Origin of the sequence: Pseudomonas sp. DR208 (assembly GCF_019823005.1) — a bacterium.
GTDB classification, from domain to species: Bacteria; Pseudomonadota; Gammaproteobacteria; order Pseudomonadales; family Pseudomonadaceae; genus Aquipseudomonas; species Aquipseudomonas extremorientalis.
In genome coordinates this window covers 179,451-192,077 of sequence record NZ_CP081944.1, presented here as the reverse complement: position 1 = coordinate 192,077, position 12,627 = coordinate 179,451, and the positions used below count along the sequence as shown (strand labels likewise).

At 62.7% G+C, this 12,627-nt stretch carries 5 protein-coding genes; 3 read left to right on the top strand and 2 right to left on the bottom strand.

Translation table 11 applies throughout. The annotated features are described in order from the left end of the window. Positions 1–97 precede the first annotated feature (97 nt). The 3 genes from glmU (at position 98) to glmS (ending at position 4,301) form a co-directional block, all read left to right on the top strand. The gene (gene glmU / locus K5K89_RS00830) at positions 98–1,465 is read left to right on the top strand and encodes a bifunctional UDP-N-acetylglucosamine diphosphorylase/glucosamine-1-phosphate N-acetyltransferase GlmU (RefSeq protein ID WP_222540689.1); all 1,368 of its coding nucleotides are present in this window, start codon (positions 98–100) and stop codon (positions 1,463–1,465) included. A gap of 225 nt (positions 1,466–1,690) precedes the next feature. Beyond that, complete coding sequence (locus K5K89_RS00825) at positions 1,691–2,458, top strand: DeoR/GlpR family DNA-binding transcription regulator (protein WP_058424356.1); 768 nt, start codon at positions 1,691–1,693, stop codon at positions 2,456–2,458. Between the two features lie 10 nt (positions 2,459–2,468). Next, the gene (gene glmS, locus K5K89_RS00820; RefSeq protein WP_222540688.1) at positions 2,469–4,301 is read left to right on the top strand and encodes a glutamine--fructose-6-phosphate transaminase (isomerizing); all 1,833 of its coding nucleotides are present in this window, start codon (positions 2,469–2,471) and stop codon (positions 4,299–4,301) included. A gap of 86 nt (positions 4,302–4,387) precedes the next feature. Here glmS and pbpC read toward each other — a convergent pair whose 3' ends face one another. Both pbpC and K5K89_RS00810 read right to left on the bottom strand, forming a co-directional pair. After that, positions 4,388–6,688: a penicillin-binding protein 1C gene (pbpC, locus tag K5K89_RS00815; protein WP_222540687.1), complete on the bottom strand. Its 2,301-nt coding sequence runs from the start codon at positions 6,686–6,688 to the stop codon at positions 4,388–4,390. Continuing rightward, positions 6,669–12,473 (bottom strand): MG2 domain-containing protein, encoded by a 5,805-nt coding sequence (locus K5K89_RS00810; RefSeq protein ID WP_222540686.1) that lies wholly within the window; start codon positions 12,471–12,473, stop codon positions 6,669–6,671. The genes pbpC and K5K89_RS00810 overlap by 20 nt, the downstream gene beginning before the upstream one ends. Positions 12,474–12,627: the final 154 nt, after the last annotated feature.

Below are 12,627 nucleotides of genomic sequence, written 5' to 3'. Positions count from 1 at the left end.
CGATTGATTAAAAAGGGTAGCCTCGGCTACCCTTTTTCTTTTTCAGCAAAACACTTCTCTGGTCTGAAGCCGGACCGCCCAGGATTGGTAGCCACTCATGTCTCTTGAAATCGTTATTCTCGCCGCAGGCCAGGGCACCCGCATGCGTTCGGCCCTGCCCAAGGTGCTGCACCCGGTTGCCGGCAATTCCATGCTGGGCCATGTTATCCACAGCGCCCGGCAACTGGACCCCCAGCGCATTCACGTAGTGATCGGTCACGGTGCCGATGTGGTGCGTGAGCGTCTCGCCGCAGACGACTTGAATTTCGTTCTACAAGACAAGCAACTCGGTACCGGCCACGCCACCGCGCAGGCCGTGCCCTTCATCACGGCGGACACCGTGCTGATCCTGTATGGCGACGTGCCGCTGATCGAAGTCGAAACGCTGCAACGCCTGCTCAAGCATGTAGTCCCAGGCCAGATGGGCCTGTTGACCGTTGAACTGGAAGACCCCACTGGCTACGGACGCATTGTGCGCAACGCCGATGGCAAGGTTGCCGCTATCGTTGAACACAAGGATGCCAGCGAAGCCCAGCGCGCTATTACCGAAGGCAATACAGGGATCCTGGCAGTGCCTGCCAACAAGCTCGCCGACTGGATGAGCCGCCTGTCCAACAACAACGCCCAGGGCGAGTACTACCTCACTGACGTCATTGAAATGGCCGTGAGCGATGGCCTGCTGGTCGCCACCGAGCAGCCCCACGACCCGATGGAAGTGCAGGGCGCCAACGATCGCAAGCAACTGGCCGAGCTGGAGCGTCATTACCAACTGCGCGAAGGCCGCCGCCTGATGGCCCAGGGCGTGACCCTGCGCGACCCGGCACGCTTCGATGTACGCGGTGAGGTCACCGTCGGCCGCGACGTGCTGATCGATATCAACGTGATCCTCGAAGGCCGTGTGGTCATCGAAGATGACGTGGTGATCGGCCCGAACTGCGTGATCAAGGACAGCACCCTGCGCAAGGGCGTGGTGGTCAAGGCCAACACTCATATCGACGGTGCCGTGATGGGCGAGGGCAGTGACGCTGGCCCGTTTGCGCGGTTGCGTCCAGGTAGCGTGCTGGGCGCCAAGGCCCATGTGGGCAACTTTGTCGAATTGAAGAACGCCAAGTTGGACGCCGAAGCCAAAGTCGGCCACTTGACCTACTTGGGTGACGCCACCGTAGGCGCGCGAACCAACATCGGCGCGGGCACCATCACGTGTAACTATGACGGCGCCAATAAGCACCAGACCACCATTGGGGCGGACGTGTTTATCGGTTCCAATAATTCGTTGGTGGCCCCGGTTACCCTCGACGATGGCGCCAGCACAGCCGCCGGCTCAACCATCAACCAGGATGTGGATAAGTCTCAACTGGCGGTAGCCCGCGCCCGCCAACGCAACATCGACGGCTGGAAGCGCCCGGTAAAAATCAAAAAGACCTGAGTTATCCACAGCTCTTCAGCGACAAGTATTCAATGTGGGAGGGGGCTTGCCCCCGATTGCAGACTCTCAGCCAACATCCTTGTAGCTGATAGACATCAATCGGGGCAAGCCCCCTCCCACATTTGCTCTGTGTCGTATGAAAATTTGCTGCTTTCCGCTTGACGATGTTTCGCCAATAGGTTTTGATTGCCTTCGTTATCTTTCGAAACGAAACTTATCATCACCATGTCGAAACGAAATACACCCCAACGACGCCACAACATCCTGACCTTGCTCAATGAACAGGGCGAAGTCAGCGTGGACGAGTTGGCCAAGCGTTTCGAAACGTCGGAAGTTACGATTCGTAAAGATCTGGCTGCCCTGGAAAGCAACGGCCTGCTGCTGCGTCGCTACGGCGGCGCGATCACCATGCCCCAGGAACTGGTGGGCGACGCCACCCAACCTATCTCGGTGTACAAGCGCGCCATCGCCCGTGCGGCTGTGATGCGCCTGCGCGAACACGCCCGCATCATTATCGACAGCGGCAGCACCACCGCCGCGATGATCCCCGAGCTGGGCCACCAGCCCGGCCTGGTGGTGATGACCAACTCCCTGCACGTAGCCAGCGCCTTGAGCGAACTGGAACACGAGCCGGTGCTGCTGATGACCGGCGGCACCTGGGACCCGCATTCGGACTCGTTCCAAGGCCAGGTCGCCGAGCAAGTGCTGCGTTCCTACGACTTCGACCAGCTTTTCATTGGGGCTGATGGGATCGACCTGGAGCGCGGCACCACCACCTTCAACGAATTGCTGGGCTTGAGCCGCGTCATGGCCGAGGTCGCCCGTGAAGTGGTGGTGATGGTCGAGTCCGACAAGATTGGCCGCAAGATTCCCAACCTGGAACTGCCCTGGAGCAGCGTCCATACCCTTATTACCGATGATCGCCTGCCGCTCGAGGCCCGCGACCAGATCCAAGCCCGCGGCATTACGCTGATATGCGCGGCAATCATCTAGGAGAAACACCATGTGTGGCATCGTAGGCGCAGTCGCTGAACGCAACATCACTCCCATCCTGCTCGAAGGCCTCAAGCGCCTGGAATACCGTGGCTACGACAGCGCCGGTGTGGCCGTCTTCACCAACGCCGGCAAGCTGGAGCGCATGCGCCGCCCGGGTAAGGTCAGCGAGTTGGAACAGGCCCTGGCCGGCGAGCCACTGGTGGGGCGTCTGGGTATCGCCCACACCCGTTGGGCCACCCACGGTGCGCCGTGCGAGCGCAACGCCCACCCACACTTCTCCGGCGATCTGGCGGTGGTGCATAACGGCATCATCGAAAACCACGAAGTGCTGCGCGAACAACTCAAAGGCCTGGGCTACGTGTTCACTTCAGACACTGACACCGAAGTCATCGCCCACCTGCTCAACCACAAACTCAAGGACCTGGGCGACCTGACTGTCGCCCTCAAGGCCACGGTCAAGGAACTGGACGGCGCCTACGGCCTGGCCGTGGTCAGCGCCAGCCAGCCCGACCGTGTGGTCGCCGCACGCAGTGGCAGCCCATTGGTGATCGGCCTGGGCCTGGGGGAAAACTTCCTCGCCTCCGACCAGTTGGCCCTGCGCCAAGTCACCGACCGCTTCATGTACCTGGAAGAAGGCGATATTGCTGATATCCGCCGTGAAAGCGTGCAGATCTGGGACGTCAACGGTCAGTCCGTCGAGCGCGAAGCCGTGCAATACCGCGACGGTGCCGAAGCGGCCGACAAGGGCGAGTACCGCCACTTCATGCTCAAGGAAATCCACGAGCAACCCGCAGTGGTGCAACGCACCCTCGAAGGTCGCCTGAGCCAGCACCAGGTATTGGTCAATGCCTTCGGCCCACAAGCTGCCGAGCTGTTCGCCAAAGTGCGCAACGTGCAAATCGTCGCCTGCGGCACCAGCTACCACGCCGGCATGGTTGCCCGTTACTGGCTCGAAGAACTGGCCGGCATCCCGTGCCAAGTGGAAGTTGCCAGCGAGTTCCGCTACCGCAAAGTGGTGGTGCAGCCTGACACCCTGTTCGTGACCATCTCCCAGTCCGGTGAAACCGCCGACACCCTGGCCGCGCTGCGCAATGCCAAGGAGCTGGGCTTCCTCGCCAGCCTGGCCATCTGCAACGTCAGCATCAGCTCGCTGGTGCGTGAATCCGACCTGACCCTGCTGACCCAGGCCGGTCGTGAGATCGGCGTGGCGTCCACCAAAGCCTTCACCACCCAGCTGGTTGGCCTGCTGTTGCTGACCCTGTCCCTGGGCCAGGTTCGCGGCACCCTCGCCGAAGGCGTCGAATCCACGCTGGTCGAAGAACTGCGCCGCCTGCCAACCCGCCTGGGTGAAGCCCTGGCCATGGACAGCACCGTGGAAAAAGTCGCCGAGCTGTTCGCCGACAAGAACCACACTCTGTTCCTCGGCCGTGGCGCGCAATACCCGGTGGCGATGGAAGGCTCGCTCAAGCTCAAGGAAATCTCGTACATCCACGCCGAAGCCTACCCGGCCGGAGAACTCAAACACGGCCCATTGGCCCTGGTGGATGACGACATGCCGGTGGTTACCGTGGCGCCGAACAACGAACTGCTGGAGAAGCTCAAGTCCAACCTGCAGGAAGTCCGCGCCCGTGGCGGCCAACTGGTGGTGTTCGCCGACGAAAAAGCCGGCATGACCAACGGTGAAGGCACCCATGTCATCAACATGCCGCACATCCACGACACCCTGTCGCCGATTCTCTACACCATCCCGCTGCAATTGCTGTCGTACTACGTGGCCGTGCTTAAAGGCACCGATGTGGACCAGCCGCGTAACCTGGCGAAGTCGGTGACGGTGGAGTAACCCGCCACACCCTGGAGGCCCGACAGGGTCTCCAGCATCAACTCGGGGAGGTGAGGAATCAAACTACGTTAAGTGCGGCAGCCCGCCTAAGGTACAAACTCCACCTTCAACCCCCGGCTCGCACTGCGCCCCTGATCATCACTGACCCGCAACCGATACTCCCCCGACTTGCCCGGCCGCCAGTTCAGCGTGGTCTGCGGCGAACCCTGGCCGATCAAGGTTTGATCAGCAAACCAATACAGCGTCGCCGCATCGCTGGCCGCATTGGCATTCAGCGGGATGCTTTCCTGGGGTTGAGACAAGCGCAACTGGTAGCTCACCTGGGTCAGCGGCGAGCGGATCTGCGGCGCTTCACTCTGGTCACTCAGGCGGTTGGGCTGGCAGTTCTTCATCACACTGGGCGGCGTGCGCCGAGGCAGGCCGGCCGCGCGGTACAGGCGTTGCACGTCACTCGGCCAGAATTCGAAGACTTCTTCGCGGGTGTACTGCGGATCGAACGGCGGGCAGGCGGCCTTGCCGGTGCGGGTGTCGATCAGCACCGGGCGGTGCAGGTTGGACACGCGAATCGGCGAGACGCCGGGGATGTACCAGGTCTTGCGGGTTTGCGGGCACCAACGGTTGGGCAGTTCGCCGGACGCGGCGCAGACGTCGATGCGCACCAGCCCGGCGGGCGGTTTGTCAGGCTTGATGACGGTGTTGGGCAAGGCCAGGGGCAGGGCGTCGGCGATGCGGAAGAACAGTGGCGCAGCGGTCTTGGCACCGATAAACGCCGGGTTCGGGCGGCCATCGAAGTTACCCACCCACACCACCAGCACGTAAGGGCCGACCAGCCCCGCGCTCCAGGCATCGTGAAAGCCCCAGGACGTGCCGGTTTTCCAGGCAGTGCGCCAATGTCGACCGGGCAGGCCATCCGGGCGTGGGTTACGGCGCAGCATGTCGCGCACCATGAACGCGGCCTGGGGCGTGAGCAACGGCGCGCCGGTGGATTGCGGCTGTTCCTGCAAATAGCGCAACGGGCGCAGGTGCCCGTCACCGGCCAGCATCACATACAGCCGCGCCAGTTCTTCCGGGGTCATCTCGCCGCCACCGAGGGCCAGGGCCAGGCCGTAGTGGCTCTCGTCGCGCAGGCCTTTGATGCCGGCGCGTTGCAGCAATCCGTATAGAGACGGGGACTTCACTTGGCTGGCGAGCCACACCGCCGGGATGTTGCGACTGCGGATCAACGCATCTCGCGCTGTCAGCGGGCCGACAAAACTGCCGTCGAAGTTTTCCGGTTGGAAGTAGCCGAAGTTACTGGGCAAGTCTTTAAGGATGCTCATGGGGTGGATAACCCCCTGGTCCAGCGCCAGCCCATATAGAAAGGGTTTGAGCGTCGACCCCGGCGAGCGTCGCGACAGCACGCCATTCACCTGACCGTGCAGGTTTGTGGATAAGTAATCCGCCGAGCCCACCAGTGCCTTGACGCTCTGGTCGCGGCTGTCGATCAGGATCGCCGTGGCGTTTTCCACCCCTGTGCTGCGCCGCTCGGCGATAAACCCGGTGATCAGGCGTTCGAGCAATTGCTGCAACGGCAGGTTGAGGGTGCTGTTCAATTCATTGCCGGCTTGGGAAGCCAGCAGCTGTTCACTCAGGTGCGGGGCGAGGAACGGGATCTGCTGGCGGTTGCGCGCTTCCAAAGGCAAATCGAGCAGGCTGTCGTTGCGCGGGTCCTGTGGATAAGTCTGGCGCCAGTCCGCCATCAAGCGCAGTCGCGCATCTTGCAGTGAGGGCCCGAAGCGCGCCCGCCGCCCCGGCTGTTGCGGAATCACCGCCAGCGCCAGCGCTTCGGACAGCGACAGCTGCGCCGCCGACTTGCCGAAGTAGATACGGCTTGCGGCTTCAGCCCCTTCGATATTGCCGCCCATGGGCGCCAGGTTCAGGTAGGCCTCGAGGATATCGTGCTTGCTGTAGCGCGCCTCCAGCCACAGCGCCAGCGCCATCTGCTGCAACTTGCCCGGCACCTGGCGGGTGTTCAGGTCCCACAGGCGCCGGGCCAGTTGCATGCTCAAGGTCGAGCCGCCCTGGCGCTGGCCACCGCTGTAGGTGGCCATGGCCGCCCGCAGCAACGCCGGGGGATTGATCCCCGGATGCCAGTAGAAATTGCGGTCTTCCTTGAGCAGCAAGGTTTCGACCAGTGACGGCGATATCCGCTCCAGAGGTAGCCACAGGCGGTATTGACCGTCACCCGCCAGCGTCATGCGCAATAGCGAACCGTCGTCGGCCAACACCACCCGCGATGAGGTGACCGCGTGTTCCAGCGGGGCATGGGGCCAGAGCCGCAGGCCCACCAGCACTGCCGCCGCTATGAGCAGCGGCGGCGCCAGGCGCTTAAGGCTTGGTAATTTCAAGCTGGCCTACTTTGCCGCGCCCTTGCAGGGTGGTCTCGTACATGCCTTCGGCGTAGGCCGGTGGCGTGTTGAAGGTGCCGGCGTTGGTGGCGCGTACACGGTAGACGAACGTGCCGACATCACGCAGCGCGGTACCGTACAACACCACGCGATCATCACGCACATCCACGTAGTCCGGCTGCCAGTTGCTCAGCTCGGTTTCGCCGATGGGGGCTTGCCAGCTCTGCTCTTCCTGGCTGTCTGCTTCCACGTACTCGGATTCTTCACCCTCACTTTCCTCCGTGCTGGCGGCTTCCGGCTCCGGCGGCAGGTTATACACAGGCTCGACACCGCCGGGCAGCAGGTCGACCACGGCCACTTGTTGCACCTGATCACGGTCGGTAGCACGCAGGCGCAGGCGCACCAGGAACTCATCACCCACCGCAACCTTGCTCACGGGCTCGCCTTTGAGGTCGAGGTATTCGTGGATGATGTCCAGGCCATTGTTGATCGGCTTGAGCTTGGCGCCCTTGTCGAAACCGGCTTCGCTGAGCATGTAGAACGCGGTCGGGCCGTCGGATTTTTCCATCACCAGCTTTTGCGTGTTGCCCGGCACGGCGGCGCGCGGCGGCTGGCCGGCCATCTCCAGCAATTGCTGTTGCTTGTCACCCAGCCAGGCGGTGGCCTTGAGGGTCATGTCGCTTTGCGCACGCTGGCCGTAGTTGTCCAGGGCACGCAGCAACAGGGCCGCCGACAGCGAGTTATAGCGCTGTTCGTTGAGACGTTTGCCGAGTTTATCCAACAGCGCTGCAGGCACATCGTCCATCAGCTCCGGGAAGTGTCGTGCCAATAGATGCAGGTGTTCGGCGTCGTGCACCAGCGGGTCGTAATACAGGCCGTCGCTGTCCCACTTATCCACAAGGGCGCGCCATGGCACCTTGCGGAACAGGGTATCGGCCTGGCGATCCTGCTTGAGCAGCTTGTAGCTGGCTGCCAGGTAAGCGGCGCCCAGGTCGTTCTGCCAGGTGTCCTTGAAGTAGCTTTCGTAGCGCTCGCGGATATCGCTCAGTGCACCACTCACCAGAATCCCCTGACGGCTCAGCAGGTAACTGGCGTAGGCGCGGTTGCGCAATTCCGACAGGCCTTCGCTGGGACCATTGGCCAGATCTGTCAGGTACGCATTCGAGCGCACCAGCAGGTCTTCCGGCACTGGCAGCCCGCGCTCCTTGGCTTCGATCAGAAAGTCGGTGGCGTAGAGGCTGGCGTAGGGCGCCACATCCGGGTTGGCAGCCCACAAGCCAAAGCCACCGGCCTGGTTCTGACGCTGGCGCAGCATGCGTACTGCACTGCCGAACGCTTGCTCGGCTTCCGGGGCGTTGCCGCCCCAGATCAATGCCGGCATGGCCTTGGACACCAGTTGCTCGGTGCAGGCGTAGCCGTAGTCGTCCAGGTAATGCTTGAGGCCGTTGGCCCACACCAGCGGCGAGGCGGCCACGCCCAGTTGCACATCGCGCAGTTGGCTGAACAGTTCGCGGGTCGGTTTCAGCTCTTTGCTGGCGCTGTCGAAGCGACCCAGGCTCAGGGCGACGCGATGTTCACTCAGCGGGCGGATCGAGGTGGTTTCGGCGACCTGGATGCGCTTGCCATCCGGCAACACCGCGACAAAGCGCAAATCCGCCGAACCAAGGGTCTCGCCGACCTTGATCTTGAACTCGGCCGTGCCTTCCTTGCGCGGTTGCAGGGACAGTGTGCTGCCCTTATCGCCTTGCACCACCAGACCGTCGCTGGTCTGCACTTCAAACTTCACGTTCGCCGCCGCGTCGAGGTTGCTGAACACCCCGGCGCTGACGTTGAACACATCCCCCGGCGCCACAAAGGCCGGCACGTTCGGTGTGATCACGATCGGCCCGCGTACGTCGGTGCTGGCTTCGCTCACACCCACGCTGTCGCTGTCCACGGCCACCGCAAACAGGTGCAGCTTGCCGTTGAAGCTGTCCGGCACCTGGTAATGCAGCACGGTTTCGCCGGCCGGCAAGTCCACCAGCCCGGACCACCAGGCCACCGGCGGCTGGTGTTTACGCTTGAACGGGTTGAGGTGATTGGCCAGGGCGCCCTCCGTATCGCCACCGGGCGCCGCCCCACTGAGCAGGCGGCTGAATTCCGGCAGGATCAGGTCAAGGATCTGGCTGGTGCCGACTTCCAGCGCACGCTTCTGGAAGAAGAAGCCCAGCGGATCCGGTGTCTGATAGCGCGCTACTTGCAGGATGCCTTCATCGACGGCGTATACCACGGCGCGGCCCGGGCGATCAGCGTTGACCTTGATATCCAGCGTCTGCCCCGGCTCGATCCTCGCCGGACCCTCCACCTTCAAGGCCATGCGCCGCGCATCCAGGTTGATGCTGAACGGCACCACGCCGTAGGACAGCGGGCTCATGTACACCTCGGCCGAGCCCATGTCGCGCACAAACTGCACGTTCACGTAGGCATTGCCCTCAAGCCCTGCGGGAACACGGATATGTTGCACGCTGTTGGTGCTGTCGGCCTTGAACCACTGCTGGGTGTAGACCTTGTCCCGTTCGATAGTGATCAAGCCGGCGCCGGTGTACGGGGCACGGATGCTGATGGCGATTTCATCACCGGTGGCATAGCTGCGTTTATCCAGGCGCAGTTGCAGCTCGGCATTGCGTTCCAGGGAGCGCGAGGTGTTGCCACGCCCGGCCACGCTGTAGTCGATCTGGTTGAGCAGGTTGCCGTTGGCGTCCTTCAACTGCAGGGTGAAATCGCCCGGTGTCGACGTGTTAATCGTCTGCTTGGCGCCTTCTTTCGTCATCACCAACGGTGACGCCGGCTGGCTGATGTTCTTGATGCGTGACTCGTACTTGTAGGTGCCGTTGGACTGTTTCACCAGCACCGACACGTAACGGTGCTCGACCACTTCGCTGGTCAGGCCGTCCACCGCCAGTGGTGTCAGGTCCGGCGCGACGGCCAGCCATTGCACCTGGCGCGGTGCATCCTTGGCGACGTAAGACAGCGAATCCTGACTTTTCACACCCACCAGGTAGGGCGCGGACGACACCAGCAAGGCACTTTGCGCCGCCACGTTGCGACCGCCTTCGGCCTCGAACACTTGGGTCATCACCTGCAAGCGATAGGTGCTGTTGGCAAAGCGTTGCAGGTTGAGGTCGAGCACGGCCTGGCCGTTGTCGTCGACGGTGGTTTCGGCCAGATCTTCGGTCGTGGCGTCTTCCAGGGAATCGTTAAGGCGGAAACGGTAGTCCGGGTAGCGATCAAACGCCGCGAGCGTCGGGCTCAGGGACATCTTCGCGGTGACACGACGGCCCGCAGCCGGAGCGCCGAACAGGTGCATGGCGGTGACCTTGGCCACCACTTGGTCCGGTGCAATCCAGCCCTGCACCGGCGTGTCATGCAGGTTCAGGCTGACTTTCATGCGGTCCGGCTCGAAGTCGCGGACCTTGAAGTTCACGCTGCCCAGGTCGGTGCGCGTCTGCTTCTGGCCGATCAACTGCAAGGTCGCGGTGTACTCCCCGGCGGGGGCGACTTCGCTGCTGGGGAAATCAAAGGTTTCAAAGCCGCTGGCGGACAGTTTCAACGGCTGGCGAATCACCTCCAGCCCACGCGGGTCGGTGATTTGCAGCTCCACCGGCAGGCCTTGCAGCATGCCCTTCCAGTTGCCACTGCGCACGATCATGCCCAGGTGCGCGGTTTCACCGGGCCGGTACAGGCCGCGGTCAGTAAACAGGTAGGCGCTGAGACGATCAATCGCACCGTCTTCTTCCAGGCCGCCTACGTCGAAACGCGACAAATCCAACTGCTGGGACTGGCGGGCGATCGGCAGGAACGACTGGTCATTGCCGCGCGTGACCACATACATCAATGGCGTTTTCTCACGACGCAGTTCATCCAGCTTGGCGAAGTGCGCGTGGCCTTCGGCGTCGGTGCGGCCACTGCTCACCGGCAAACCGTTACGCCCGATGATGTCGACTTGCGCGTCGGACACTGGTGAACCATTGCCGATGGATTGCACGTACACGTCATGGCTGCCATCACTGGAACGCTTGGCGATGATGCCCAGGTCTGTCACCACGATGAAACGCAGGTCGCTGGTGCTGCTGCGCTCGTACTCGAATGTGCGCGTGGCCGGGTCGTCCTGGGGGCTGAGCTTGAGCACGAAAATGCCGCGCCGACCGCCGTTGGCGGTGAGGTAGTGGCTGAGGTCGACATTGTCGTAGACGGTTTTCGCCGGGTCATTGGAGGACAGCGGGATATCCAACGCCTGACGCTCGACCATGCGATCAAAATACTCATTGCCGAAATTCGGCCGGGCAAAGCTGCCGCTGCTCTGGTCCACCAGGTGTTGCAATTGGTTGGGCAGCAGGCGGGCGATTTCCACATGGGCGCCGGGCACGCCACGGGCCATGAAGCCCAGGCGTTTTTCGCCGTTGAGGCTGAGCAAGGCGCCGTCGGACAGGAACTGCAAGGTACGCGGATACGCCGGCATGCTGATCAGCGACGCCGTAGGATTTTTTGCCAGGTAGCCGCCGATGGCTTCCAGGTTGGCGGGCACTCGCACATACAGGGCGCGACCGGCCGGAGCCTTGAATTTGAAGGCGTGCAGGGTGTTCAGCGGCTCGACGCTGGGCACGTGGGTCAGGTTGACCTTGGTGCTGCGGGCGAGCAGGGCGTCATCGATGTCGTTGCTGCTATAGGGGCGCGTGTCGTCCTGGGCTTTTTCCGGCAGGAGCCAGGCCTGTACCTTGCCAGCGATGGTCTCATCGGCCACGGCGCTGGAACTGCTGAACATCAGCACGGGCTCCGGCTCACCACGTTGGTTGTCGACAAAGCTGACTTCGGCCCCGGTGAAGGTCAGGCGATAGCGACCGGGCACGGTGACTTCCGCCACCAGCGGCGCAGTGCTGGCGTTGCCGCCGTCGCGGGCCTTGATGCCTTCGTCGAGCCGGGCGCTGACTGGCGTGCTTTCCAGTGGCGTGGCCAGGGCGGCGGAGCGTACGTAGGCGTTGAGTTTCTTCTCGTCGAAGGTAATTTCCGGGCGGTTGGGCAACTGGGCGTCGCGGTAGGCCAGGCCTTTGCCGAGGGTCACGCTCACCCGCTTGCGTAGGGTGTCTTCATCCACCGGGTGGGAAAAATGGAAGGTCGCCACCAGCTGTTTCAGCGTCGGGTTGGACGGGTCCTGATACAGCTCGTTTTGCGCCAGGGTGGCGCGGAACGGTTGGGTGGAAAACTGCGTGCTGTATTGGTCCAGCAACACGCCGTCGGCCAGCAGGTTTTTCTTCGCCAGGTCGAGGGTGTAATGGGCGTCGATGGGCCAGTCTTTTTCCGGGACGAACAACAGGCTGCGGTCGTCCGCCCAGCGCCAGGTGCCTGCGACCGCAGGTTTTAGGGTGATACCCTCAGTGACCGGCTTGCCGATGGCCGCCAGCGGGGCCACGGATTCGCCGAAGCGCACCTGCAAGTTATCCACAACTGGCGTGGGCTGGGTGTAGTCGGTGAGGTTCGGTTTGTGCAGCGAATAGCTCGCGGTATGTGGTTGCGGCAGGTTGGAATACCAGTGCCAGCCATAGAAACCAGCGGCCGCCAGCAACGCCAGGCCTACTACGCCGGCACCGGTTTGACGTGGATAAGCGCGGGCTTGGCTGCCCAGGTTAGCCAGCCCACGGCCAACGGCACGCAGCCAGACCGGCGGATGCCACTGGCCAAAGACGGCCCCCACCACAGTCAATAACGCGCCGAGAATACGGCGGCTGATCGCTTTGAACGAATCGAACATGGTGAGCATCCCTGGCTAAGTGCGGCGTATCTTACACGCGTCTTTGATACAAAAGATGACGTCGATACACCGTCCCGCCAGGCGTGTTGCACAAAAGTGAGGCGCACCTCACAACTGATACGCCGCGCCGCCGAGGCGCGGTGTGTCATGGGGC